Origin of the sequence: Rubrivirga sp. SAORIC476 (genome assembly GCF_002283555.1) — a bacterium.
Taxonomy (GTDB): Bacteria; Bacteroidota; Rhodothermia; order Rhodothermales; family Rubricoccaceae; genus Rubrivirga.
Genome location: NZ_MVOI01000006.1, coordinates 840,339 through 865,787, shown reverse-complemented (window position 1 = coordinate 865,787; position 25,449 = coordinate 840,339). Strand labels below are relative to the sequence as shown.

General features: G+C 72.1%; 18 protein-coding genes. 7 read left to right on the top strand and 11 right to left on the bottom strand.

The genetic code is table 11. The annotated features are described in order from the left end of the window. Positions 1-68: 68 nt before the first annotated feature. The gene (locus B1759_RS15200; protein ID WP_095515900.1) at positions 69-1,241 is read right to left on the bottom strand and encodes a hypothetical protein; all 1,173 of its coding nucleotides are present in this window, start codon (positions 1,239-1,241) and stop codon (positions 69-71) included. A gap of 156 nt (positions 1,242-1,397) precedes the next feature. Between B1759_RS15200 and B1759_RS15195 the strand changes: the two genes are divergently transcribed. Both B1759_RS15195 and arsS read left to right on the top strand, forming a co-directional pair. Then, the gene (locus tag B1759_RS15195; protein WP_095515899.1) at positions 1,398-1,730 is read left to right on the top strand and encodes an arsenosugar biosynthesis-associated peroxidase-like protein; all 333 of its coding nucleotides are present in this window, start codon (positions 1,398-1,400) and stop codon (positions 1,728-1,730) included. Between the two features lie 128 nt (positions 1,731-1,858). Next, positions 1,859-3,019 carry an arsenosugar biosynthesis radical SAM (seleno)protein ArsS gene (arsS, locus tag B1759_RS15190; protein WP_198948911.1) on the top strand — a complete coding sequence of 387 codons (1,161 nt, stop codon included), beginning with the start codon at positions 1,859-1,861 and terminating at the stop codon, positions 3,017-3,019. Between the two features lie 50 nt (positions 3,020-3,069). On the opposite strand, the gene B1759_RS15185 is transcribed toward arsS, so the two are convergent. The 3 genes from B1759_RS15185 to B1759_RS15175 form a co-directional block, all read right to left on the bottom strand. Next, positions 3,070-4,749, bottom strand: a complete 1,680-nt coding sequence (locus B1759_RS15185; protein WP_095515898.1) for an NAD+ synthase — start codon at positions 4,747-4,749, stop codon at positions 3,070-3,072. A gap of 153 nt (positions 4,750-4,902) precedes the next feature. Then, positions 4,903-6,195: a DUF4010 domain-containing protein gene (locus tag B1759_RS15180; RefSeq protein WP_095515897.1), complete on the bottom strand. Its 1,293-nt coding sequence runs from the start codon at positions 6,193-6,195 to the stop codon at positions 4,903-4,905. 85 nt (positions 6,196-6,280) lie between these two features. After that, complete coding sequence (locus B1759_RS15175) at positions 6,281-8,245, bottom strand: sodium:proton antiporter (RefSeq protein WP_095516011.1); 1,965 nt, start codon at positions 8,243-8,245, stop codon at positions 6,281-6,283. 99 nt (positions 8,246-8,344) lie between these two features. On the opposite strand from B1759_RS15175, the gene B1759_RS15170 reads away from it, so the two are divergent. The 3 genes from B1759_RS15170 to B1759_RS15160 all read left to right on the top strand — a co-directional run bounded on the left by B1759_RS15170 (position 8,345) and on the right by B1759_RS15160 (position 10,943). Continuing rightward, complete coding sequence (locus tag B1759_RS15170) at positions 8,345-8,905, top strand: hypothetical protein (protein WP_095515896.1); 561 nt, start codon at positions 8,345-8,347, stop codon at positions 8,903-8,905. A gap of 88 nt (positions 8,906-8,993) precedes the next feature. Continuing rightward, positions 8,994-9,851 carry a M15 family metallopeptidase gene (locus tag B1759_RS15165; protein ID WP_095515895.1) on the top strand — a complete coding sequence of 286 codons (858 nt, stop codon included), beginning with the start codon at positions 8,994-8,996 and terminating at the stop codon, positions 9,849-9,851. A gap of 42 nt (positions 9,852-9,893) precedes the next feature. Beyond that, the gene (locus B1759_RS15160; RefSeq protein WP_095515894.1) at positions 9,894-10,943 is read left to right on the top strand and encodes an isoaspartyl peptidase/L-asparaginase; all 1,050 of its coding nucleotides are present in this window, start codon (positions 9,894-9,896) and stop codon (positions 10,941-10,943) included. 44 nt (positions 10,944-10,987) lie between these two features. Here the strand turns inward: B1759_RS15160 and B1759_RS15155 are convergent, their stop codons facing one another. From B1759_RS15155 to B1759_RS15145, 3 genes are all read right to left on the bottom strand, one after another. Beyond that, positions 10,988-11,974 (bottom strand): NAD(P)-dependent oxidoreductase, encoded by a 987-nt coding sequence (locus B1759_RS15155; protein WP_095515893.1) that lies wholly within the window; start codon positions 11,972-11,974, stop codon positions 10,988-10,990. Between the two features lie 3 nt (positions 11,975-11,977). Next, positions 11,978-12,433, bottom strand: a complete 456-nt coding sequence (locus B1759_RS15150) for a hypothetical protein (RefSeq protein ID WP_095515892.1) — start codon at positions 12,431-12,433, stop codon at positions 11,978-11,980. A 114-nt stretch (positions 12,434-12,547) separates the two neighbouring features. After that, on the bottom strand, positions 12,548-14,008 hold the full coding sequence (locus tag B1759_RS15145) for a M28 family metallopeptidase (protein ID WP_095515891.1): 1,461 nt from the start codon (positions 14,006-14,008) through the stop codon (positions 12,548-12,550). Between the two features lie 155 nt (positions 14,009-14,163). Between B1759_RS15145 and B1759_RS15140 the strand changes: the two genes are divergently transcribed. Continuing rightward, positions 14,164-17,175, top strand: coding sequence for a response regulator (locus tag B1759_RS15140; RefSeq protein ID WP_143537411.1), 3,012 nt, complete (start codon positions 14,164-14,166; stop codon positions 17,173-17,175). Positions 17,176-17,200: 25 nt separating this feature from the next. On the opposite strand, the gene B1759_RS15135 is transcribed toward B1759_RS15140, so the two are convergent. Both B1759_RS15135 and B1759_RS15130 read right to left on the bottom strand, forming a co-directional pair. Then, the gene (locus B1759_RS15135; protein WP_095515889.1) at positions 17,201-17,914 is read right to left on the bottom strand and encodes a hypothetical protein; all 714 of its coding nucleotides are present in this window, start codon (positions 17,912-17,914) and stop codon (positions 17,201-17,203) included. A 104-nt stretch (positions 17,915-18,018) separates the two neighbouring features. Continuing rightward, positions 18,019-21,201, bottom strand: a complete 3,183-nt coding sequence (locus B1759_RS15130) for a DNA polymerase I (RefSeq protein WP_095515888.1) — start codon at positions 21,199-21,201, stop codon at positions 18,019-18,021. Positions 21,202-21,408: 207 nt separating this feature from the next. Here B1759_RS15130 and B1759_RS15125 point away from each other — a divergent pair, with 207 nt between their 5' ends. After that, complete coding sequence (locus B1759_RS15125; protein WP_158225293.1) at positions 21,409-22,089, top strand: HAD hydrolase-like protein; 681 nt, start codon at positions 21,409-21,411, stop codon at positions 22,087-22,089. A 3-nt stretch (positions 22,090-22,092) separates the two neighbouring features. Here the strand turns inward: B1759_RS15125 and B1759_RS15120 are convergent, their stop codons facing one another. Further along, positions 22,093-23,619 (bottom strand): hypothetical protein, encoded by a 1,527-nt coding sequence (locus B1759_RS15120; protein WP_095515886.1) that lies wholly within the window; start codon positions 23,617-23,619, stop codon positions 22,093-22,095. A gap of 212 nt (positions 23,620-23,831) precedes the next feature. After that, a complete protein-coding gene (locus tag B1759_RS15115; RefSeq protein ID WP_095515885.1) occupies positions 23,832-25,442 on the bottom strand; it encodes a hypothetical protein in 1,611 nt (536 codons plus the stop codon). Positions 25,443-25,449: the final 7 nt, after the last annotated feature.

The window sequence follows — 25,449 nt, the reverse complement described above, 5'->3', positions numbered from 1 at the left end:
ACGGATCCCTCCGGCTCCCCGATCCCGTCAGGCTCACCCGCAATCCCCAGAACCCGCTTCCGCCGGCCCTACGCCTCCACGATGTGCGCCCGGCGCTGGTCGTAGGCGTCGCGGAGCGCGGCGACGGCGGCGGCACGGATGCCCTCCGGGTCCCCGTCCGCCGGGGCGACGGCGCCGATGAAGAGCGGCGGCTCGCCCGAGGCCAGCCGGTCGCACCACGTCGCGGCGCGGGCCGGGTCGAGGTCCAGGAAGACGCCGAACAGCAGGTCCCCGAACGGCTCGATGCGGCGCACGTCCGCCGCGGCCTCCAGACGATCCCGGAGGTCGCCCTCGGCCAGCGTCACCTCCTCGTCCGGGTGCGTCGTCAGCCGCTCCTCGGCGTCGGCGAGGGTGACGAGAGCAAACGCGAGGGGTCGGTCGGCCTCCCGGGCGGCCCGCTGTTCCTCCGCGATGATCTCGGCGCGGGGCGTCGGGCGGGCGCCCCCCTCCTCCGCCATGTGGACCTCGTCTTCCTCGGCATCGTCCGCGGGCAGAGCGCCGCGCTCCGGCTCGGTGGGGGCACCGCCGAGGCCGAGGACGTGGAGCAGGTCGAGGTAGCGCGCGGTGCCTTCACCGTCCCCATCGCCGCCGATGAGCAGGATGCGCGCTCCCATGGGGACCGCGTAGGCGAAGCCGCTGACGAGACTCGACAGGGCACCGAGAGCACCGGGGCCGAGGTCCATCGGACCGTCGAGCGCGAGCGCGGGGCCATCCACGGGCGCCATCGCACTGCCGTCGGTCCGCGCCTCGATGAGGTGGCGCTCGCCGTCGTGGCGCACCACGGCCACGGTCCCGCCGACGTGGGCGGCGAGCGAGGCGAGCAGGTGTGCGACCGCGGGCGCGGCCCAGGGCGAGTCGGGCGCGGTCACCGGGGGGCGGGGACGCGCGGAGGACGACGGAACGGCGGCGGGGGCAGGCCGCTCGACGGGCCGGGCCGTCGCGGTGGTCGGCGTCCGAGTCGGGCCTCCGGGGACGGCGGGCAGGGGCACGCGGCTGCCGTGCGACTCGGCGTACGGGTCGGGATCGTCCAGGTCCACGCCGACCGGGCGGGGGCGGGCGGGCGTCAGGCCGAGGGTGGACAGGTCGTGCGGGTCGCCGTACGGAACCGGCGGCGGCGGCAGGGACTGCTGCCGATGCCACGCGATCGCCCCTCCGACGACGGCGATGACGAGAAGGAGCAGGAACCAGCCGACGAACGACACAGGAGAGCAGCCGAGCCGCGAGAGAGAGGACGGACGCGAATCCAGTAAGGTATCTGCCCGACGGAGACTCCACAACCGCCCCGACGGCTCTTCGTCCGCCGCGCACGCGCCGAGCCTCACGCCTAGTTTCACCCCTCCCCCCCTCATCCGACCTCCGTGGAGACCTACTACAAGCCCGAGCACCTGCCCCGTTTCGGCGAGATCGCCGAGGGCTCCAAGCCCCTCGCCGACGCCTTCTTCAGCTACTACGGCAAGGTGTTCGAGGACGGCGCGCTGACGGCCCGCGAGAAGGCGTTGATCGCCCTCGCCGTCGCTCACACCGTCCAGTGCCCCTACTGCATCGACGCCTACACGCAGGAGTCGCTCGCGAAGGGGTCCGACCTCGAGCAGATGACCGAGGCGGTCCACGTGGCGACGGCCATCCGCGGCGGCGCGTCGCTGGTGCACGGCCTCCAGATGCTGGACGGTGTCAAGGCACAGACGATGTAGCTCCTCCGATCGGCGGGCCTTGCCCCGCCGACGTTTTTCGTCGTGTCGGACGACCGCTGATCCCTGCGTGGGACAGGTCTGTGCCCGGCACATCGTGGTTCACCCCTCAGACTCTCCCCCTTTCCCCGATGTCCAACGGCGACGGCTCCGCGATCTCCCTCCCCGTCCTCTCGGCCGAACTCCTGGCCGACGTGATGGACGGCCCGAAGCGGACCACGAGCCTGTACGCCCGCCGCACGCCGCTGGCGGAGCCCGCCGCGCAGATCGCTGCGCTCGACGCCGTGGCCCTGGACCTCGGGCCGAGCGGGACGGGCCGCTTCCACCGCGACCTCGTGGCGAGCGGCTGGGAGCAGGGCCTCACGCCGGCGCCGCTGGAGATCTTCCAGATCAACATCGGCAAGCTGTGCAACATGACGTGCCGGCATTGCCACGTGGACTCCGGGCCGGACCGGACGGCGGAGAACATGGACCGGGCCGCGGTCGACGCGTGCCTCGCGGCCATCGACCACATCCAGGCGCACCCGCAGGGCGGCGCGCTGCACACCGTCGACCTGACGGGCGGGGCGCCGGAACTCAACCCGCACTTCGAGTACCTCGTCGATGCGTGCGTGGCGCGCGGGCTGCACGTCATCGACCGGTGCAACCTGACCATCCTGACGGTCCGCCGCTACGCCCACCTCGCAGGGTGGATGGCCGAGCGCGGCGTCGAGGTGGCGTGCTCGCTGCCGCACTACCGCCAACTCGGCACGGACGCCCAGCGCGGCGACGGGACGTACGAGAAGTCGATCCGCGCGCTCCGGATGCTCAACGAGGTCGGCTACGGACAGGGCGACCCGGACAAGGTCCTGACGCTGGTGACCAACCCGGTCGGCAGCTTCCTCGCGGGCAGCCAGGAGTCGCTGGAGGCGGAGTGGAAGGCGGCGCTGGAGCGCAACCACGGCGTCTCGTTCGACCGCCTCTTCGCGCTCAACAACATGCCGATGAGCCGCTACCTGGAGTGGCTCCTGGAGAAGGGCCAGCTGGATGCCTACATGGACCGCCTGCTGGGGGCCTTCAACCCGGCGACGCTGGACGGACTGATGTGCCGCAACACGATCTCCGTCGGCTGGGACGGCAAGGTGTACGACTGCGACTTCAACCAGCAGCTGGAGATGGACGCGGCGGTGCCGTTCGCGACCATCGGCGACTTCGACCTGGGGGCGTGGCAGGCGCGGACCGTCAAGACGGAACGCCACTGCTACGGCTGCACGGCGGGCGCGGGCTCGTCCTGCGGCGGGGCGACGGCGTAGGTCTCTCCGCCTCGGGGCCGAGTCGGGCAAGGGAGCCGAGGCGGGCAGAGTCAGGCGTCGACGGGAGCCGGCACCTCCGTGCGCTGCATGACGATGGGGAGACGGCGGCCCGACCCGAACGCCTTGCCGGTGACGCGCAAGCCGGGCGCGGCCTGGCGGCGCTTGTACTCGTTGCGGTCCACCATGCGCGCGATGCGCTGGACGAGGGCGAGGTCGAAGCCCAACTCGCGGGCGATCCCGGCGGGCGCTTCGTGCTCCTCGACGTAGCGCTGCAGGATGGCGTCGAGGACGGCATAGGGCGGCAGTGAGTCCTGGTCCACCTGCCCCGGCTTCAGCTCGGCCGAGGGCGGCTTGGTGATCGTGTTGCGCGGGATCAGGTCGCGCCCGGCCGTCGCGTTGACGTACTCCGCGATCCGGTAGACCTCCTCCTTGAACACGTCCGACAGGACCGCCAGCCCGCCCGACATGTCGCCGTAGAGCGTCGCGTAGCCGACCGCCATCTCGGACTTGTTGCCGGTCGTCAGCAAGAGGTGGCCGAACTTGTTCGAGATCGCCATCAGCGTCAGTCCGCGGGCGCGGGCCTGGATGTTTTCCTCGGCGACACCTTCCTGGGTGCCCTCGAACAGCGGCGCCAGCATCTCGCCGAAGGCGTCGACGGCGGGCAGGATGGGGACCTCGTGGAACTCGATGCCCAGGTTCTCGGCCAGCGCGCGGCTGTCGTCGACGGAGCCCGAGGACGAGTAGGCCGACGGCATGGTCACGCCGACGACGCGGTCCGCCCCCAGCGCGGCGACCGCGAGGGCGCACGTCACCGCTGAGTCGATGCCGCCCGACAGCCCGATGAGCGCCTTCTCGAAGACACCCTCGCCCGTCTTGCGCACGTAGTCGGCCACGCCGAGCACGAGCGCGTCGTGGATCTCGGCCGTCGTCCCCGCCGCCTCCACCTCGACGGGCTCGCCGGGGGCCTCGGTGTCCCAGACGTGGAACGCCTCCTGGAACAGCGGCGCGTGGTAGAGCACCTCGCCCGAGGCGTTCTGGACCTGGCTGTCGCCGTCGAAGATCAGCTCCGTGTTGGCGCCGACCTGGTTGACGTAGACGAACGGGACGCCGTGCTCCTGCGCGCTCTCCCGGATCAGCAGCCGACGCTCGATCGGCTTGCCGACCGTGTACGGGCTCGCCGACAGGTTGACGAACAGGTCGATGCCGAGGGCCGCCAGCTCGTCGATCGGGTTGGCCGCGTAGAGGTGGTAGGGGGCCTGCTCCTCGTTGTTCCACATGTCCTCGCAGACGTGGACGCCCAGCCGGACGCCCTGGAACGTCATCACCCGGCGCTCGGCGGCGGGCTCGAAGTAGCGGTACTCGTCGAACACGTCGTAGGTCGGCAGCAACGTCTTCGAGACGGCGTCCTGCACGGCGCCGTCCGCCAGCAGGAGGGCCGAGTTGAAGAGCCGCTTGCCGACGGGCGTCTCGTTCCGCACCGGCGCGCCCACGAGCACGCCGAGGCCCGCGGGCAGTTCGCGCGCCAAGTGGGCCACGGCGTCGTCGACGGCGTCGAGGAACGCCGGCCGGTCCAGCAGGTCCTGCGGCGGGTAGCCGGTGACGGCCAGCTCGGGGAAGACGGCGAGGTCGGCCCCGGCGTCGGCCGCGCGGCGGGCGTCGCGAAGGATGCGCTCGACGTTCCCGGCGAGGTCGCCGACGGTGGTGTTGATCTGGCAGAGGGCGATCCGCATGGGTGGCTCGCGTCGCTCGCGGGCAGTGGGAGAGGGACGGGGAAATGGCAGAACGGGACATGAAGATCCGCCGGGGCCCAGAACGGCTTCACTCTTCGCGCCGCCCCGCCCCGCCTCGGGACCGAGGCAGAGGAGGTCGCCCTCGTTTCCCCTCTACACCAGCAGCGCGACGCCGAGCATGGCTGCCAGCACGAGCCCGGTCCCAGGCAGGATGGCCTTCTTCATGGCCGCCGCGCCCGTCGCTACCACGATGCCCCCCTTGACCACCGTGTTGCTGGCCGCCGCCAGGGCAACCGCCGTCGCCGCCGTGTCGAGCGAGACCGAGCCGCCGGGCTTGCTCAGTTCGGCCATCGAGAGCGTCACCGCGTCCACGTCGGCCAGGCCCGAGGCGACGGCCGAGGCGTACAGGCCTGCCGTACCGAGGTACATCTCGGCGGCCTTCGAGCCGACCAGGATGACGGCGTAGAGCGCCCCGAAGGCGAGCGCGCTCTTGAGTTCGAAGGGGTTCGAGAAGGCGTCTTTCCCCTCATCCTTGTCCTCGCTGTCGGCTTCAGCCTTTCGGTTTCGCATCCACAGGAACGCCGCGTAGGAGAGCCCGGCCACGCCGCCCGCCGTGATCGACGGCCACACGGCGCCCAGCAGCGCCCGGTTCACCACCCCCGCCTCGACCAGCACGCGGGCGAACATCACCGCCCACGCCGCGAACACGCCCATCGCCAGCGCCCCCGACATCGTCTCGCGGGCCTTGCTGCGCTCGGCGAACGAGAGCGTCGTCGCCGTGGACGAGGCCAGCCCGCCCACGATGCCTGTCAGCCCGACCCCACGCGTGGCGCCGACGACCTTGGTGAGGACGTAGCCCAGAAACGAGATGCCCGAGATGAACACCACCATGAGCCACACCTTGAAGGGACTCACCACGTCGAACGGCGGCGGCCCGTACGTCTGGTCCGGCAGCACCGGCAGGATGAGCGCGCTCACGGCGGCGAACTTGAGCGCCGCCTCCAACTCGTCCTCGCGGAGCGCCTTGACGAACCGCTGCGTCTCGGGCTTGACCTCCAGCAGGATCGCGACCGCCACGCCGACCGCCACCACCACCCCCAGCGTCCCGGTCATGCAGAGGGCCCCGACGAGCGTCGTCACCAGCGTGGCCACCTCGGTGGTGATGCCGAGGTTGCCGCGCTCGGTGCCCGCCCGGTACGCCGAGACGGCGAACGCGCCCACGACGGCCAGCACCGCGACCACGACCCAGGGGCTCCCCAGCGACGACGCCAGGTAAGCGCTCAGCGCGCCTGCGAGGGCCAGCAGTGGGAACGTGCGGATGCCCGCGAACGAGGAGGCCTCTTGATCCTCTCGGCGGTCGTGGAACGCCCGCTGGGTGCCGATCAGCAGGCCGAGGGCGAGGGCCGCTCCGAAGCGACCGAGGAGGGCGACGGGGTCGTCAGGCATGGGACGGAAGACGGAATCCTGCGATGTACCGGAGGACCGACCGGAGGTTCAGCCGGAGGCCGAGGGCCGCGCGACGGTCTCTTCCCTATGCGTCCGGGGGGATGGCGCGGCCCGGCATCCCGTCGCCCGCAGCCGCTCGCCCCACCTCGGGCGCACGGTCGGGGAGGTCGTCGGGGCCGTCCGCGTCGAGGTCGGCGGACTCGGCGAGCCAGCCGGGGTCGACGGTCTGGTCGAGGAGCACCACGAGCGCGTCGCCCGGCTGGGGGGTGATGTCGGCGTCCTCGGCGTAGACGCGAACCTTCTCGCCGCGGACCAGGAAAAGCGGGATCAGGCCCTCCTCTCCGTCGTCGGTCTCGACCTCGTCGCGGAGGGCGGCGAGCGTCCGCGTGTCGGTGATGTGGATCACGTGGATCGAGGCGCCCGCGTTGAGGCGCTCGTCGAGGGCCGTGAAGGTGGCGTCGGTGGCGAAGAGCGGGCGCCCGCGGAGGTGGCGCGGGATCTCGGTCGCCGGGCTCTTCGGGCCGTCGGCACGCATGGGCAGCTGGTAGACCTCGTCGGACTCGAAGACCTCGCCGAAGTGGAGCGCCGCGAGCGCGTTGACCTCGTCGTTCGGGGTGACCGCCAGCAGGCGGCCGATGCCGCTCAGGTCGAGGTCGTCGATGACGCCCTCGGCCAGGATGTTGGCCCGCTGCGCCGGCAGCCCGGCCTTCTTCGCCTGCCGCACGTTGCGCGCGTTGGCGTCGATCAACAGCACGGGGATCCCCAGCCCATCGAGCGCCTTGGCCACGCGACGGACCCAGCCCTGCGCGCCGATGAACAGCACCCCCTGGGGGTCGGGCAGGGCCAGCCCGAGCCAGCGCGCCAGCGGCGAGATCGTCAGCCCGTACACGGCCACCGTCCCCACGATGACGAGGAACACGATGGGCACGATCCGGCCGGCCTCGGCCGGGAAAAACTCCTCCAGGCGGAACGAGAACAGGCTCGCGACCGCCGCCGCCACGATGCCGCGCGGCGCCAGCCACGACAGGAACGCCTGCTCGCGCCAGTTGAGCCCCGTGCCCAGCGACGACAGCCAGACGGCCAGCGGGCGGACCACCAGCATCAGCACGGCCAGGAACAGCAGCGGCCCCGGCGCCAGCATGATCTCGAAGGCGCTCCGGTCCAGCCGCGCGCTCAGGATGATGAACAGCAGCGAGATCAGCAGCACCCGCAGGTCCTCCTTGAACTCGACGATCCGGCGGACCGAGACGTAGGGCTGATTGGCCATGATGATGCCCAGCAGCGTCGCCTCCAGCAGCCCCGCCTCCTCCTGAAGCGTGTTCGAGATGGCGAACGCCGCCACCACCACCATCAGCGCGACCGGGTTCTGGAGCCAGTCCGGCACCAGCCGCCGGTGCAGCAGGAACACCAGCAGCACCGCCGCGAGCACCGCCACCCCGACCCCGACCACGATCTCGAACGCGATGCCCTGCGCCAGCGCGCCCCAGACGCTCCCGTGCGCCCCTGCCACCTCGGCGGGCTCGTTGAGGAGGATGACGGTCTCCAGCACCAGCACCGCCAGGATGGCGCCGATGGGATCGATGGTGATGCCCTCCCACTTGGCGATGGTCCCCACCCGCCCCGCCGGGCGGACGTGGCGCAGCAGCGGCAGCACGACCGTCGGCCCGGTCACCGTGAGCAGCGCACCCAGGACCACAGCCACCTCCCACGAGAACCCTGCCAGGTAGTGCGCCCCGATGGTCGCCAGCACGCCCGTTACCAGCACGCCGATGGTGATCAGGTTGACGACGCTCTTGCCGACCTCCCGGAACTCGTCGAACCGCAGCGTCAGCCCACCCTCGAACAGGATGATGCCGACCGCCAGCGACACGAACGGGAACAGCCACTCGCCCTGGAGCGCGTCCTGCGGCAGGAAGCCGGTCACCGGCCCGGCCAGGAACCCGAACCCGAGCAGCAGCAGGATCGAGGGAAACTTGGTCCGCCAGGCGAGCCACTGCGCCCCGATCCCGAGGACCACGACGGCGGCGATGGTGACGAGAGGAGTGGGCATGATGAGCACTGGGGAGCCTCGAAAGTACGGTCCCGTGGGACCATGCCTCTCCGCGGGATCCCGGCTAGGTTTTGCGTCTCGTCGACTCCCCTCCCTCCGATGCGCCTGCTCTCCGTCCTCGCCCTCGCCCTGTCTCTCGCCGCCTGCGCCTCCGACACGCCGCCGGACGACGCGCCCGTCCCCCTCACCACGTCCACCGAGGCGGCGCCGGTCGCGGCCGAGCCGGTCGCCGACGAGCCCACCGCCGACGAGGCGGCCGACGGCGCGGTGGACGACGGCGCGGTGGACGAGATCGACCCTGCAGATGCATCGGTCCTGGCCGACCCTGACCCGGTCCCGGCGGCTGGTCCGCCGGAGGACCGGCCGGCCGCGCCCCTCTACGCGGAGAGCGGCCTTCCGGTGCTCAACGACACCGGCATGGTGCTCGTCACGCTCCACGTCGCCGGGTGCGGCGAGTCGGAGGGCGAGGACTGGGCGGCGATGGAGACGTGGGCGACCGACTACCTCGGCGACGAGGTCCTGATGGCAGGCGACACGGCCACGCTGGAGCTCGCCGTGCCGGGCTGCTACGTGATGCGCTCCGAGTGGGAGGACGGCACCGTGGCCCAGGAGCGCGTCGAGGCGACCGAGGGCATGACGCACGTCCTCATGCTGGGCTGATCCGGGACGCGGGGCGGCGCTGCACAGGATCGGGGAAGGTCGGGCCGTTGGGGTCCGTCCTACCTTGCCTCCGGTCCCCCCCACCCCGATGCTCCGCTCGTCTGCTCTCCCCTGGCTCCTCGCCGCCGCGTTTGCGCTGGCGGCCCCGGCCTGCCAGTCGTCCGAGGCGACCCCGGCACGCGAGGCCGTGGTCGTCGCCGACACCGTCCGCGCCGACACGGTCGCGCCGCCGCCGCCCGCCCCGCTCCCGCCGCTGCCCGACGGGTTCGTCCGCCTGCGGGAGGTGGCGCCGGGCATCGCGCAGGAGATGCGCTACGCGACGGCCTACAACTTCATCGGCGAGCCCATCGACGGCTACCTCGCGCCGGAGTGCATCCTGGCCGAGGAGGCCGCGACGGCGCTCGCGGGCGTCGCGCAGACGCTGGCCCGCAGCGGGCTCGGGCTAAAGGTCTACGACTGCTACCGCCCGCAGACGGCCGTCAACCACTTCGCGCGCTGGACCGGCGTCCCGGACCAGTCGATGAAGGAGGCCTTCTACCCGGCCGAGCCCAAGGGCTCGCTGTTCTCGCGCGGCTACATCTCGACGCGGAGCGGTCACAGCCGGGGCGCGACGGTCGACCTGACGCTGGTGCGCCTGCCCGCCACAGCGTCCGTCCTCACGACGTTCCCGACGGCCGACGGCCCCCTCCCCCGCTGCGACCAACCCCTCGGCCCGGACGGGCGGCTCGACGAGGGCGACCTCGACATGGGCACAGCCTACGACTGCTTCACCCACCTCGCCTCGACCGACAGCGGCGGCATCACGGCCGCGGCTCGGCGCAACCGCGACCGCCTCCGCGCGGCCATGAGCGTGGCGGGCTTTCGTAACTACTCCAAGGAGTGGTGGCACTTCTCGCTCCGCGACGAGCCTCACCCGCGCACCTACTTCGACTTCCCCGTCGAGTAGCGGCCCGCGGATAGATTGGCGGCTCCCCACTGCGAGCCCGCCATGCCGCTCTCCCGTCGCGACCTCCTCCGTTCTGGCGCCGCGCTCGGCGCGCTGGCCGCTCTTCCGCGCGTCGCCGCCGCCGCGCCGCGCCCGGCGACGCCCGTGGTCCTCGCGACGTGGGACAACCGGGCCGCTGCGACGGCCGCCTGGGACGTGCTCCGCGCAGGCGGCTACGCGCTCGACGCCGCCGAGGCCGCCGCGCGCATCCCCGAGGCCGACCCCGAGGACACCTCGGTCGGACTGGGCGGCCGGCCGGACCGTGACGGGCGCGTCACGCTGGACGCCTGCGTGATGGACGAGCGCCATCGCTGCGGCGCCGTGGCTGCCGTCGAGGACGTGCTGCACCCGGTCACGCTCGCGCGGCGCGTCATGGAGAACACGCCCCACGTCATGCTCGTCGGCGAGGGCGCCCGCGCGCTCGCCGAGGCGGAGGGGCTGGAGATGGGCGACCTCCTCACGCCCGCCTCGGAGGCCGCGTGGCGGGAGTGGCGGGAGACGGCCGAGTATGCGCCGGGCATCAACACGGAGCGCCGCGACCGGCCGAGCGGCCACGCCGACGACCACGACACCATCGGCGTGCTCACCCTCGACGCCGCCGGGCGGCTGTGCGGCGCCTGCACCACGTCCGGGCTGGCCTACAAGATGCGCGGCCGGGTCGGCGACAGCCCCATCATCGGCGGCGGCCTCTTCGTGGACGGCGGCGTCGGCGGAGCGGTGGCGACGGGGCACGGCGAGGAGGTCATCCGCGTCGCGGGCGCCAGCGCGGTCGTGGAGGCCATGCGCCACGGGCGGACGGCGCAGGACGCTGCGGCGTCGCTGGTCGAGCGCGTCGCCCGCGTCACCCCGGCCGACCCCGCCATGATCCAGGTCGGCGTGCTGGCGCTGGGGCCGGACGGGAGCGTGGGCGCCTTCGGCCTCCAGCCCGGCTTCGTCTACGTCGTCGCCCGCCCGGGCTCGGACCCGGCGCCGGACGCCGAGGGCACGGTCACCAACCGCCAGCCGATCGACGGCGGCGTGCTGTTCACCGTCGAGGCACCGTCCGTGCTGTGAGCGATAGTGGGGATGCGGCATGGAGGAATGCGGCCCCCATGCACTCAATCCCCTCCACCTCCCGAATCCCTCTTCGCCTCTAGCAGTCCCTCGGCCCGAAGCCACGCCTCCGTGCGCCGCATCCCCTCGTCCAGCCCCACCTCGGGGCGCCAGCCGACGAGGTCGGCGGCTTTCTGGATGGAGTAGGTGCCCGGGTGCGTGACGTACTCCAGCGTCCGCCCCGACAGCGGCGGCGCCTTGCCTACCAGCTTGAACGCGCCCGCGACCAGCGGGGCCGCGGCGCGTGCCACGCCCGGCGGCACCGACCGCAGGCGGACGCCCGCCATCCGCGCGTAGTGGCCGAAGAAGTCCCGCGGCGTCACGCCCACGCCGCCCGTCACGTGGAAGACGTCCCCTCGCCCGGCCGGGTGGTCGGCGACCGCCAGCCCGCCGCCCACCACGTCGTCCACGAACACGGGTGACAACACGCCGCGGTCGCCGTCGACCAGCGCGAAGGTGCCCGCCTTGAGCATCTCGACCGCGCGGACCGTCCACTGGCGGCTGCCCGGCCCGTACACGTCGCCCGGCCGGATCACGCTGGCACGGACGCGCCCCGCGGCCATCGCCTGGAGCACCGCGTGCTCGGACGCGATCTTGGTGTCGGTGTAGGGGTTGCCCGTCGGCTGGACCGGGTGGTGCTCCGGGCAGGGGTCCGGGAACGCCCGGCCGTGGACGACGATGGACGACAGGTGGAGCAGCCGCCCGGCGTCGGCGCTGGCGGCCACGACGCGGCGCGTCGACTCGACGGTCTGGGCGCGGAACTGGGCCGAGGTGCCCACCTCCCCCACTCGGGCGGCGGTGTGGACGACGAGGTCGGCCCCCACGAGCGCACCGGTCCAGTCGCCCGGACGCGACAGGTCGGCGAGGCGCGTCTCCCACTCGGGCGGCCCCGGCACGAGGTCGAGGCCCACCACCTCGGCGCCGAGGCGGAGCAGGTGGCGGGCGAAGGCGCGGCCGAGGAAGCCGCTCGACCCGGTGACGACCGCGCGCACGCGCTAGTCGATCGGCTGCGCCACGATGGCCAGGGCCACGGTCTCCGTGTCGAGGCACTCGGGGTCGCCCTCGCACGAGTCCGCCAGCACGTCGCCCTGGGCGTACTCGATCTGCACGCGGCGGCCGAGGATCACGTTGGAGTCGCACACCGAGTAGTCGGCGTGGACCGTGTCCGAGGCGCCGTCGTCGGTGCGGACGGTGAGGTAGCACGACACGTCGCCGCTCTGCATGTCGGTCACGACGCCGCGCGCGGGGACGGTCTCGCCGCCCACCTCGACACGCGCCGGCCCCGTCGTGTCGGCGTCGGCGGCGAGCGCGGGCTCGGCGGCGTCCGGCGTCTCGTTGGACTGGACTTCCACGTCTCCGGAGAGCGGCGGCCCGTCGGGCATCTCGTCCGACGGCTCGGAGGCGCACCCGACGGCAGTCAGGAGGAGGGCGGCGAGGAGAAGACGGGACATCGGAGAGGGGAAGCCAGGGCTCGGTCTACGGCGCGGCAGGCGAGGACGATCCCGGCGACGGGGACGGGGGGGAGCGTTTCCAGAGTCGGAACCCAGCGGATGTCCCGTTTTATCCTACTCCTCCGGCACGTAGTCGAACGATCCGACGGCGCCCGGAAACACGACCGGGCTCTCGCTTCCGTCCGCCGCGACGGCCGAGACGCCGAAGAAGAAGTTGTCGATCACGACGTTCTCCAGCGTGTACTCCTGGCGGTCGGCGCCGGAGTCCGGCACGAAGACCGAGCGCTGCCACTGCGGCTCGGTGGTCAGCCGCCACCAGATGCGGACGCCCGCCAACTGCGGATTCTGCACGCCGTCCGGCCGATCCCACGCGAGCGTCGTCGAGGGCTGGACGGCCCCGGAGATGGCGACGTTCGACGGCGGCGCCGGGGCCCCCGCGAGCCCGGCCAGCGTCACCGCGTTGAGCGCCGTCAGCTTGGCCGCGTACTGGAAGTCGACGTACTCGACGGTATCGCCGAAGTGTCGGGGCGAGCCGTCCGGATAGGTCCCCGTCCGGAGGTCCTGATGCTGGCGGTCGTAGTGCTCGTGCGTCTCCATGATCCGCACGCCCGGGTAGCCGACGTCCGTAAACGGCGTGTGGTGGCCGCCGCGCCCGAAGCGGTCGAGCCGGTAGATCATCATCACGTCGAGGTTGCGGACGTAGAGGTCCGCCATCCGGTCCACGTACCGGGCGAGGTTGCGGGCCGGGCCGTCCACCTCGCCGCCGGTGAAGCGACGGGTCCGCGCCTCACGAGCGGTCTCCATGGGCCGCGTGGCCTCCGAGAAGACGCGCGCCGAGGTGTTGTCGCACACCCCGTCGATGCCGCACGTGTTGCCGATCATGTCGTTGTTGAGCACGGCCTCGATGCGCCAGCCCTCGGCGCGAGCCGCCTCGGCCATGATCTGGCCGCCGAACAGGCCCTGCTCCTCGCCGCTGAGCCCGGCATAGACGATCGACCCCGGGAACGAGTGCTGGCTGAGCACCCGCGCGGCCTCCAGCACCCCCGCCATGCCCGACGCGTTGTCGTTCGCCCCGGGCGAGTCCGAGGTCGCGTCCATCACGTCTGAGACGCGGCTGTCGATGTCGCCGCTCATGACCACGTAGCGGGTCGGGTCGGCGGTGCCGCGCTGAATGGCGAGCACGTTGACCACCTCCGTCGGCTCGGGGATGCGCCGCTCGCCCGATACCACGCGCCGCTGCTCGACGACCTCCAGGCACCCGCCGCAGGCCGCCGAGATGCGCTCGAACTCGGCCCGGATCCACCGCCGCGCCGCGCCGATGCCACGGGTGTCGCTGACCGTGTCCGAGAGCGTGTGCCGCGTCCCAAACCCCGCCAGCGTCCGGATGTCGGCCTCGATGCGCGCCGCCGACACGTCCGCCGCGACGCCGTAGAGCGCCTGGACCGTGGAGGGCGGCGCGGCCTCCCCGACGAGGGAGTCGGGCCAGGCGAGGTCGGCGGTGCGCCCGCGCTCGACGCCCGGCTGGGCGTGCAGAGCGGGCGCGAGGAACACCAGTGCGAGAACGAGCGGGCGCATGGATGGCACGAGGCAGGATCGGGGGGAGCGCATGGTACGCGTGCGGCACGCTCTTGGACTCCTCAGGGATCGCCCCACGATCCCTCTGGCGGGGGGCCTCTGTCCCCTCTCACGGCCCGGCCGACGCGGCCCCGTGTTACGACATCTCCTGCACGATGAAATTGTTTCCCAAGTTGATGCTCGCCTTCTGCGGCGCCGCCATCGTGGTGTCGGCCATGGGAGGCGTCGTCGTGAAGGCCACCGAGATCGCCGCCGAGACAGCGGCCGAGCGCGCTGCCTGGAGAGCCGACCGCGCGGCCGAAGCGACGGCCGCCGACCTTCGCGACACGCTCGGCGCGCTCCAGGCCGACTCGTCGGCCGCAGGCGCCGAGACGCGCCGCCTGCTGACGCAGATGCTCGCTCGCACGTCCGAGCCCGCCGCCGTCAACCTCGGGTACGCACGCGAGACGCTCCGGCCGGTCCGCACCGTCGGGCTCGCCCTGCTCGTCGTCCCGTTCGTGCTGGCGTTGCTGCTGGGCGTCGGGATCGCGCAGACGCTGGGTCGGCGGCTGAAGCGTATCAGCGCGGGCGCCGAGGCCATCGGGCAGGGCATCCTCGACGCCCGCATCAACGACACCTCGTCCGACGAGATCGGGCAACTCGCGCGGACGCTGGACGCGACCATCGACGCGCTCGCCACCAGCACGGTCTCCCGCGCCCACCTCGACACCATCATCGAGTCCATCCCCGACGCCCTCTGTGTCGTCGACGGCGAGGGCTACGTGCAGCGCGTCAACCGGGCAGGCGCCGCGATGGTGGGCGTGCCCGTCGACCAGCTCGTCGGAGCCGATGCACGCGTGCTGATGGCGAACCAGCCGGAGGAGGCGTTCGCCTTCGGGGCGGCCATCGCCGGGAACGAGACGGTGACCGGCCTCGACTCCAGCTTCGAGCACGCCGACGGCACGCGCATCCCGGTCCGCATCTCCGCCGCCAAGCTGCCCGGGTGCGGAGACCACCGAGGCGGCCTCGTCATCGTCGCCCAGGACGTGACCGAGGTCCGGCAGAGCCACGAGGCCCTCGTCGCCGCCAAGGAGGCGGCCGAGCAGGCCAGCCTCGCCAAGAGCGAGTTCCTGGCCAACATGAGCCACGAGATCCGGACGCCCCTCAACGGCGTCATCGGGATGACCGGGCACCTGCTGGATACCCCGCTGACCGAGGAGCAGCGGGAGTTCGCGAGCGTCGTCCGCTCGTCCGGCGAGGCGCTGATGGGCGTCATCAACGACGTGCTGGACTTCTCGAAGATCGAGGCGGGCATGATCGAGTTGGAGGCGCGGCCGTTCGACGTGCGGGGGTGCGCCGAGGACGCGCTCGACCTGGTCGCGTACCGGGCCTCGGCGAAGGGCCTTGACCTGGCCTACGAGATCGCCCCCACCGTCGCCACCCGCGTCGTCGGGGACGTGACCCGGCTGCGGCAGGTGCTCGTCAACCTGCTCGCCAACGCGGTCAAGTTCACCGACACGGGCGAGGTTGTGCTCAGCGTCGCCCCCTGCGACCCGGACGCCGTCCCAGCGCACCTCCGCCGCCTCGACGACTGCACGTCCGGCCTCCACCTGACCGTCCGCGACACGGGCATCGGCATCGCGCCCGAGCGCGTCGAGGCGCTGTTCGACCCCTTCACCCAGGCCGACGCGTCGACCACGCGGCGGTATGGCGGCACCGGCCTCGGGCTGAGCATCTCCCACCGGCTCGTCGACGCCATGGGCGGGCGGATCTGGGTCGAGAGCGTGCCCGACGAGGGGACCACCTTCCACGTGGTGATCCCGGCCGACGTCGTTCCGGGGACCGATCCCGCGCCCGACCACGGGAGCGCAGCCCTGGCGGCACTCGCCGGCCAGGGGATGCTGATCGTCGACGACAACGCCACCAACCGCCGCATCCTGGAGGTCCAGGCGCGCATGTGGGGCTTCATCCCGACCGCCGTCCCCTCGGCCGCCGAGGCCCTGGCCACCGTGGACAGGGGGGCCCTGTTCGCGGTCGCCATCCTCGACTACCAGATGCCCGACGTGGACGGGGTCACGCTCGCGACATCGCTCCGGATGCGCCGCCCGGACCTCCCGCTCGTCCTGCTGTCCTCGATCCACGAGTCGCCCGCCACGCCGCCGGGCCTACTGATGGCGTCGCTCCACAAGCCGATCAAGCCCGCCCTGCTGCGCCGCGTCGTCCTCGACGCCATCGCCGAGGCGCCCTCCCCCGCCGCCTCCGACTCCCCGACGGCCGGTGCGCCACGCCTCGACACCCCCGCCCTCTCCCCTGCCGCCCCGATGCCCGAGACGTCGCCGTCCCTCCGGATCCTCGTCGCCGAGGACAACCCCGTCAACCAGCGTGTGACGGGCCTGTCGCTGGGCCGCCTCGGCTACCGGCCCGAGATGGTGGCCGATGGCGACGAGGTCCTGCCCGCGCTCCAGCAGGCCGCCGATGCCGGGCGCCCCTTCGACGTCGTCCTGATGGACCTCCGGATGCCGCGCATGGACGGCCTCGACGCGACCCGCGCGGTCCGCGACGCCGCCGGCCTCCCCCAGCCGCACATCATCGCCATCACGGCCGACGTGACGGCCGACCGCCGCGAGGCGTGCATCGCCGCGGGCATGGACGGCTTCCTAGGCAAGCCCATCGACCGGGACGCGCTGGCCCGCACCCTGGACACGCTCACTGCCGCCGCACCCGTCCTCCCCGCGCCGATCCTCCGGCTCCAGGCTCCGGAGCCGACGGCCGCCGAGACCGGCCTCGACCGGGCCGCAGCGGCCTTCCCCACACTCGCCGAGATGGCCGCGGGCTCGCCGTCGCTCTTCCTCGACCTGCTCGCCGACGCGCGACACGAGATCGGCAGCGGCCTCGACGCCATCAAGACGGCCCTCCGCGCCGACGACCTCCGCACCGCCGGGCGCACCGCGCACACGCTCAAGTCGGTCGCGGGCCTGCTGGACGCCGCCGCCCTCGACGCCCACTGCGTCGCCACGCAGCACGCCGCCGACCGCGGCCTCCTCGCCGACGCCGTGCGCGCGTTCCTGCCGCTCTACGCCGAGGCGCGCGCCATGATCGACCGCCTCGACGCCGTCCTCCCCTCCGACGCCGAGCCCACTGTCCCTGCGGCCCTCTCGTCGATCCCGGCCGGCCAGGGCACCGCCTGACCCCGCCCGCCGCGGCGGCGATGGCTCAGAGCACCGTCAGCAGGGCCGCGTAGCCCGCCGCGCCGAGCGCGAACGGCCAGAACCGGCTCGCGCGCTCCTCGGGCAGTTCCTCCTTGAGCGTGTTGAGCACGACGCCGCCCGCCAGGAAGGCCACCAGCCCCGCCACCACGGCCGGGTGGACAGCCGTCCCGAGACCCACCGCCGTCCCCGCGACCACGGCCGCTGCCAGCCCCCACCGTCCGACGCGGTCGTACGTGTCGCGGTGGTGCGCCCGCAGCCCCGCGTCGTTGACGCAGAAGTGGAGCGCCATCGCTACCCAGAACAGGCCTCGCTCAGTGCCCGTCTGCGCCTCCCCGTGCGTCAGCAGGTAGCCGATGAGCGCGTTGTAGAGGCCGTACGACGCCATGTGGATCCAGAACACGCCCGCGCTCGGCTCGTCGTCCGCGTCGTCTGCGCGCGACACCAGCGCCGCCCGCTCCAGGCCGTAGAACACGACCAGCCCGAGCAGGGCCAGCAGCCACACGTGCCCCTCCCCCACCACGAGCCGGGCCGCGTCGACCTCGGCCAGCGCCTCCTGTCCGGCCGCCACCTGGGGCAGCAGGTGCGCGAACACGTAGGCCACCGAGATGCCGCCCGCCAGCGACAGCCACCGGCTCCGGGGCTCCACGGAGAGGAACCGCAGCCCGCCCGCCATCAGATGGACCAGCGCGAGGCCGACGGAGAGGAGGAGCACCCACATGCGCCCAACCTACCCCGCCTCGGCGCCGAGGCCGGACGGCACGAGGCCGGGGCGACGCCCCATGCCTCCTGCCGCATCCCCCATGCCTCCTGGCGAAGCCGGGATCAGTGCGCGTCCAGCCAGTTGTCCGCGATCCCCACGTCCACCACGACCGGCACGTCGCCGAGGGGGAACGCCGTCACCATCTCCTCGCGGACAAACGTCGAGACCGCCTCCACGTCCGCCTCGGGCACCTCGAACACCAGCTCGTCGTGGACCTGGAGGATCATGCGGGCGCCTGCCGAGACCGCGCCCAGGCCGTCGTGGATCGAGATCATGGCCTTCTTGATCATGTCCGCCTGCGTGCCCTGGATGGGCATGTTGACGGCCACGCGCTCGGCGAAGGCGCGGTCGTTGGGGTTGCGCGCCGTGATCAGCGGCAGGTAGCGGCGCCGCCCGAGCAGCGTCTCCACGTAGCCGTTGCGTCGCGCGTCCTCCACCAGCCCGTCCAGGAACTCGATCACGCGCGGGTACGAGGCCCGGTACTGGTCGATCAGCTCCTGCGCCTCGCCGTTGCCGATGCGGAGCCGCTGGGCCAGCCCGAAGGCCGAGATGCCGTACGGGATGCCGTAGTTGACCTGCTTGACACGGTCGCGCTGGGCGCGCGTGACGGCGTCGTAGTCCACGTCGAAGACGCGCGCCGCGGCGGCCGTGTGGATGTCCTGCTGCTCCGCGAACGCCCGCGTCATGTCGGGGTCACCGGACATGGAGGCGATGATGCGCAGCTCGATCTGGGCGTAGTCGGCCGCGAGGAGTCGGTGCCCCGGCTCGGCGACGAACGCCTTGCGGATCTCCTTGCCCAAGTCCGTGCGGATCGGGATGTTCTGGAGGTTCGGGTTGGTGGACGAGAGCCGCCCGGTCGCCGTGACGGTCTGGGCGAAGTCGGTGTGGATGCGCCCCGTGTCCGGGTGGATCAGCTCCGGCAGCTTGTCGACGTAGGTGGACTTCAGCTTGGACACCTTCCGCCAGTCGAGGATAAGGGCGGGGAGCGCGTGCTCCTGGGCCAGCTCGCTCAGGACGCGCTCGTCGGTCTTGGGCTGGCCCGTCTTGGTCTTGCCGAGCGGCTGCAGGCCCAGCCCGAACGTCGGCGCCTCCTCCGCGAGCTGCTTCTTGGTCTTGGGCTTGGCGTCCGGGTCGCCTGCGACCTCGCCCGCCTCGTTGTCCTTGACGTCCTGGACCCACGTCTCGTAGGCCGCCCGCTCCTCGTCCGTCGGCGGGTCGTTGAACAGGACCTCGCCGATCTGCTTGGGCGAGCCGATGCCGAATTCGCGCCCGGCGAGGCCGTAGATCTCCGCCTCCAGTTCCGTCAGTTGCCCGTCCAACTGGCGGCTGATGTCGGCGAGGACGGCCTCGTCCACCTTGACGCCCGCCATCTCCATCGCCGCCAGCACCGGCACGAGCGGGAACTCGATGGCCTCGGCGATCTCCAGCAGCCGCCCCCGGCCGTCGTCGACGGCTTTGAGCGCCTCGGTGAGCACCGGCACCAGCCGGAGCGCGATGTCGGCGTCCTCGCAGGCGTACGGGCCGACGTCCTCGACCGGCACCTGATCCATCGTGAGCGCATTCTTGCCCGTCCCGATCAGGTCGGTGATGGGCTGCGGACGGTAGTTCAGGTGGAAGCTGGACACGTCGTCCAGCTTGTGGCTCGCCTCGGGGTCGAGGAGGTAGTGCGCCACCATCGTGTCGAACACGGGGCCGCGGACGGTGACGCCGTGCCGGGCGAGCACCTTGAGGTCGTACTTGACGTTGTGGCCCACCTTGAGGAGGTCGGCGTCTTCGAGCGCGGCGCGGATCGGGGCGAGCGCGGCGTCCTGGGGCGTCCCGTCGGGCAGCGGCGTGGGCACGTAGACGGCCCGCTTCTCGGCCTTCGCCAGCGACACGCCGACGAGGGCCGCCCGCATGGCGTCGGTGGATGTGGTCTCGGTGTCGAAGGACAGCCGCTCGGCGCCCTCGACCACGTCCGCGGCCGCGTCGAGGTCGTCGGCCTCGTAGACCGTCGCATACGTCACCGCGTCGGCGTCCATGGCCGTGACGGGCTCGTAGGGGCCGAAGTCGAAGCTGAGCGACGGGTCGTCCTCGGGGAGCGTGGTGAACGTCTTGCGGCTGCGCGTGCTGCGGCCGGTGGCGTAGGTGCGGACGCGCGTCCGCAGCCGCGACCCGAAGCCGACGGCGTCGAACAGCGCCTCCAGTTCGTCCAGGTCGGGGTCGGTGCGGCGGAGCGTGTGCCAGTCGAGCGGCTCGCCGTCGGCCCCCTTCAGCGGCACGTCGCAGCGGATGGTGACGAGCTGCTTCGAGAGACGCGCGTCGTCGGCGTGGTCGGTCATGCCCTCGCGGGCGCGCTTGCCCTTGAGGTCGGCGGCGTGCTCAATGAGCGTTTCCACGTCGCCGTACTCGTCGATGAGCTTGATGGCCGTCTTCTCGCCGATGCCCGGCACACCCGGCACGTTGTCGGCCGAGTCGCCCATGAGCGCCAGCAGGTCGATGAACTGGGCCGGCTCAAGGCCGCCGTACTTCTCCCGGAAGGTCTCGGGCGTCTCGCGGTTGAACACCTCGCCCATGTAGGGCGGCCGGAGCATCGAGACGCGGTCGGAGAGCAGCTGGCGGAAGTCCTTGTCGGCCGAGAAGATGACCGCGTCGACGCCCTCGTCCTCGGCGCGCTTGGCGAGCGTCCCGATCACGTCGTCCGCCTCGACGCCCGCGACTTCGAGCACCGGGATGTCGAAGGCTTCGACGAGCCGCTTGATGAGCGGGATGTTGGACTTGATCTCAGGCGGCATGGGCGGCCGGTGCGCCTTGTAGTCGTCGTAGAGCTGGTCGCGGAACGTCGGCTGCCCGCCGATGGCGTCGAAGACGACCGCGATGTGCTCGGGGCGCTCGTCCTCCAGCAGCTTCAGGAGGGCCGTCGCGAAGCCGTAGAGCGTGCGGGTGTCGGTGCCGTCGGGGGCCGTCAGGGAGGCGTTCTTCATCGAGAAGAAGGCCCGGTAGGCGAGCGCCATCGCGTCGGCGAGAAAGAGCGTCTCGCGGGCCTCATCGCCCTCGATGCCGTCGAGGTCGTTCGGGACGGCCTCGGGGTCATCCCGGTCGTCGGGGAGCGTGACCGTCAGGTCGGCCTCCGGCGGCGCGCCCGCGTCGAAGAGCGACGGTGCGTCGGCGGACGGCGTCGGCGGCGCGGTGATGGTCAGGTCGTCGGGCGCGTCGAGGCCGTCGAAGAGGTCGTCGTCGTCGAAGAGGGAAGGCTGGTCGGCCATCGGGAGCAGAGGGAGTCGGAGCGGACGAGGCACGGTAACGCCGCCCGGTGCCGACGGGTTGTCGCTCGCGTGAAGTGGGCGCGGCCCGATGTCGGGAGATTCCCCGAGTGGCCCCCTCACAGAATCAAAACGGAGCCGATGCGCTCCCCAGGTGTTGTTCCGACTCCGCGTCTTCCCCGACGGCCTGTCCCCCACCCTTCGATCCCCGTGCCCACTTCCTCCCCGGTCCTCCTCTTCGACATCGACGGCACGCTGCTCCAGTCGCACGGCGTCGGCCGCCGCTCCGTGAATGCCGCGCTGACCGACCTCGCAGGTGAGACGTTCGACTTTTCGGACATCTCGTTCTCGGGCAAGACCGACCCTCAGATCTTCGGCGAGATCCTCGACGCCGCAGCCGAGCGGGGGTTGCCCGTGGACCGCTCGCACACGGACGCCTTCCTGTCGCTCTACGCCGACCGGATGCACGCCAACCTGCCCGAGGCGACCGTCGAGGACCTGCCCGGCGCCGTGTCGCTCGTCCGCCGCCTCGCCGCCGAGGGCGCGGAGATGGGCATGCTGACCGGCAACCTGGAGCCGCTGGCGTACCGCAAGATCGAGCGGATCGACCTGAGCGCGGCCGAGCTGCCCTTCGGCGCCTTCGGCAGCGACCACGCCGACCGCAACACGCTGCCGGTGATCGCCGCGCAGCGCGCCTCGAAGCGGTTCGGGCGCGAGGTGGCGCACGAGGAACTGGTCATCATCGGCGACACACCGCGCGACATCGCGTGCGCCCGGGCCGTCGGCGCGGTCGCGGTGGCCGTCGCGACCGGCTACTACTCGGCCGACGACCTCCGCGAGGCGGATCTGGTGCTGGACACGCTCGAGGGCTTCTCGCTCGACCGGCTGTAGCGCCTACTGCACCACCAGCCGGGCGCCGCCGACGAAGTAGACGCCCGGCACCGACGGCGCGACGAACCTCCCGGCAGGGTCGGTCCGGCCGACGCGGCGACCCCGGGCGTCGTAGACCGGCTCGTCGGGGAGCGCGCCCGACACCCAGTCGCCGGTGCGGATGGGATTGGGGAACAGCAGGCCACTCGCTGGCGGCGGTTCGGTCGGGCAGTCGCAGGCCACCGGTCGGCCGGTGAGGAGTTCGCCGAGCAGGGCGGAGAAGAACAGGGCGCCGTGCTCGGTCGTGTGGAGCCGCCTCGCGTCCAGCAGGTTGCCCCCGGACTCGGCGAGGAGTTCGACGGCGCGGCCGCGGCACCGCGATCCGAAGCAGAAGGATGCGTAGGGGGAAGCTTCCAGCCAGGCGCGCGCCTCCGGGCGCCCGTCGAACACGACCCCGTCGGTGGCATCGTAGAGCGACACGAATGCGATCCGGTCGTCAGCGAGCGCCATCTCGCGCATCACGACTCCGTTCCGCTCATTCTTTTCGGCCGTGTCGATGATGGCCGTGTCGATCGCCTGGGGGTGGACGAACAGGATCACGGGCGCGCCGAGACCTGACCGGTCGAAGGCGTCGCGGGTCTGGGCCACCATGCGCTCCAGTGTGGTCCGGAGCAGCGCCTCCGGGCGACGCTCGTGCGCGAGGTGGATGGCGACCACCGACGGCTGCGCCGGGTCCAGGGTCGTCGCGGCGAGGTACCCGGCCAGGTCATCGGTACGGAACCGCTTCAGCGAGTCCGGGACCGGGTCGGCGTCGGAACTGAACCCCCAGTAGCTCCACGACTCGTCGCCGAGGAACTGGGCGTAGTGGCCGGGCTCGCCCGCGATCACGGTGCCCGCGAGGTGGACCACCTCGGGCACGTCGAGGGACGCCCGGAGCGGGACCAGACGGTCCCGCGAGGTCTCGATGGCCGTGCCCTGTCCCAGCGCGAACCCGTCGGCGTCTCCCACGAGGCGGGGCGACGGCGTTTCTGAGGTGTCCGAGTAGCGCAGGCGACTCGGGCTCGCTGCCCCGGGGCGGGTGTACACGAGGGGCCTCGCCTCGGTCGGTCCATTGAACGGGGTCCCGTCGAGCGCCGCGTACCCGTCCAGGAGGTAGGAGAAGCCCAGGTACATCCTCCCCAGGTCGCTGTCGCCTGCCGGGAGGTCCCATTCCAGCATCTGGTACAGCGGGAGCCCCATGCGGTCCTCCGTCGGTGTCCCGGCGGCCAGCACGAAGCCGTTGCCGTCGGCCACGACCTGCGGCTGAATCTCGGCCGGCACCTGACGCCCGAGCGGAGACTTCGGGCCGACGGAGACCGCGCCCACGTGCGAAAGCGGCCACGTCACCAGCGTCGCGAATGGGACGCGCAACCGGTACGGCACAGCGTAGCTGTCGCCCATCCAGATCCAGCGTCCCTCCGCGATCAGGGGCCGGACGAGGTCGACGTCGACCGGCGACAGGTCCGGAGGATTGGAGAGGGTCTGTGCAGCCCCACCTCCAGAAGCCAGCATGATCAGGACCCAAACCCTTGTAAACACTGGCAGCCGCATCGTCTCTCAGCAAACGGGATGGATCACAGGCGAGATGAAAGTCCTCACACACATGATTAGAATACCCACTCACTTGCACCCTTTCCGGCAGTCCACTCCCATTTGCCCCCACCCTGCCGGGGACAGTCCGGCCCCTCCGAGAGGGGCCTCTCCGGTTCTCTTCTCTGGCTCGGTCAGCCCACGACGAGGCGCTGACGACCGACGAGGTAGATGCCAGGCACCGCTGGCGCGGCGAACGTCCCGTCGGCCTCCACCTCGGTGAGATGGCGGCCGAGGAGGTCGACCACCGGCGTCCCCGCCGTCGCACCGCGCACGCGCGTGCCCGGACGCGCCGGGTTGGGCGCCAGCCTCCCCCCCCGTCCCTGCTCGGGCTCGTCGGCGGTGCTCGTGCTGCCCGACACGGCGAACTCGGTCAGCACCTGGCCGAGGACGTAGGCGTAGAAGGCCGCGCCCACCTGGGTCGGGTGCAGCCGGTTGTCGTCGAGCAGGTTGCCCCGGTACTCGTCGATCAGGCCGATCGGACCGTCCTGACCCTCCACGTGGGTGCCGAACGAGAGCCGGTCGAGGGCGTGGCTCTGGAGCCAGGACAGCGCCTCGGGCCGCCCATCGAAGACGACCCCGTCGGTGGCGTCGTACAGGGACACGAACGCGACGCCGGGATCGCTCAGGGCGATGGTGCGCATCGCGACCGCCGCGCGCGTGTTCGTGTCTACGTCGTTGACGACCACCGTCTCGATGGCGTGCGGGTGGATGAACAGGATGACCGGCTCCGGCAGTCCCGCCTGCTGAAAGGACGCCCGTGTGCGGTTCACGACGCCCTGAAGCACCTCCTGGAGGACCGGCATGATGCGCCGCTCCTGGGCGAGGTAGACCGCGACCACGGTCGGCTGCGCCAGGTCCAGCGTGGTCGCCTGGAGGTAGTCCGCGAAGTGGGCCGTCCGAAACTGCTTGACGGAGTCCGGTAGCGCCGGGTCGCCGTCTTGTGCGTAGCCCCAGTAGCTCCACGAGGCGTCGCCGAGGAACTGAGCGTAGTGGCCCGGCGCTCCGCTCAGCACCGACCCGGCGAGGTGGACGAAGCCCGGCGCCGTCAGGTCCGCGGTGACCGACACTTCGGAGTGGCGGACGGTCGCCAGCGGCGCGGGCTCGCCGAGCGCGAAGCCCTCCAGGGGCAGGGGGCTCTCCGCCGCCTCCGTCTCCGCCATGCGCAGCACCCCGCGCGCCTCGGCGCCCGGCTGGGCGTAGAGCAGCGGCCGGATCGAGGCGCCGCCGACGAAGAGCCCGCCGTGGGCCGCTGCGTGGCTGTCGTCCAACTCCGCCCGGAACACGTCGAGCGTGCCCAGGTCGGTCGGCCCGGCCGGGAGGTCCCACTCCAGGAGGCGGTACAGCGGCAGCCCCATCGTCGACTCGAGGGGCGTCCCCGGCGCGATCACGTACCCCTCCTCGTAGATCACTTCACGGCCGACCTCGGGGTCGGGCACGAAGCGGGCCGTCCGGGCGCCCGACCCCACCGTCACCGCCCCGATCCGTTCCAGCGGCCACGTGGCCAGTGACGAGAACGACACTCGGCTGCGCGACGGCACCGCGAAGCTGTCGCCCACCCAGATCCACCGGCCGGTCTGGATGCGAGTCGTGACGAGGTGGAGGTTGACCGGCGACAGGTCGGGGTGTGGCTCGGAGTTGCTCTGGGCTGTGGCTCCTCCCGAGAGCACGAGGAGCGCGGCGAGCGTGACGTGGCGAGGCAGGGCGAAACCGATGAAACAGCGAGACCAGACAGAGCAGAGCATGAAGCAG

Coding starts and splice junctions, on each gene's coding strand:
- arsS (WP_198948911.1), top strand. CDS start 1,859: ATGTCCAACGGCGACGGCTCCGCGATCTCCCTCCCCGTCCTCTCGGCC.
- B1759_RS15185 (WP_095515898.1), bottom strand. CDS start 4,749: ATGCGGATCGCCCTCTGCCAGATCAACACCACCGTCGGCGACCTCGCC.
- B1759_RS15180 (WP_095515897.1), bottom strand. CDS start 6,195: ATGCCTGACGACCCCGTCGCCCTCCTCGGTCGCTTCGGAGCGGCCCTC.
- B1759_RS15175 (WP_095516011.1), bottom strand. CDS start 8,245: ATGCCCACTCCTCTCGTCACCATCGCCGCCGTCGTGGTCCTCGGGATC.
- B1759_RS15170 (WP_095515896.1), top strand. CDS start 8,345: ATGCGCCTGCTCTCCGTCCTCGCCCTCGCCCTGTCTCTCGCCGCCTGC.
- B1759_RS15165 (WP_095515895.1), top strand. CDS start 8,994: ATGCTCCGCTCGTCTGCTCTCCCCTGGCTCCTCGCCGCCGCGTTTGCG.
- B1759_RS15160 (WP_095515894.1), top strand. CDS start 9,894: ATGCCGCTCTCCCGTCGCGACCTCCTCCGTTCTGGCGCCGCGCTCGGC.
- B1759_RS15150 (WP_095515892.1), bottom strand. CDS start 12,433: ATGTCCCGTCTTCTCCTCGCCGCCCTCCTCCTGACTGCCGTCGGGTGC.
- B1759_RS15145 (WP_095515891.1), bottom strand. CDS start 14,008: ATGCGCCCGCTCGTTCTCGCACTGGTGTTCCTCGCGCCCGCTCTGCAC.
- B1759_RS15140 (WP_143537411.1), top strand. CDS start 14,164: ATGAAATTGTTTCCCAAGTTGATGCTCGCCTTCTGCGGCGCCGCCATC.
- B1759_RS15135 (WP_095515889.1), bottom strand. CDS start 17,914: ATGTGGGTGCTCCTCCTCTCCGTCGGCCTCGCGCTGGTCCATCTGATG.
- B1759_RS15130 (WP_095515888.1), bottom strand. CDS start 21,201: ATGGCCGACCAGCCTTCCCTCTTCGACGACGACGACCTCTTCGACGGC.
- B1759_RS15120 (WP_095515886.1), bottom strand. CDS start 23,619: ATGCTGGCTTCTGGAGGTGGGGCTGCACAGACCCTCTCCAATCCTCCG.
- B1759_RS15115 (WP_095515885.1), bottom strand. CDS start 25,442: ATGCTCTGCTCTGTCTGGTCTCGCTGTTTCATCGGTTTCGCCCTGCCT.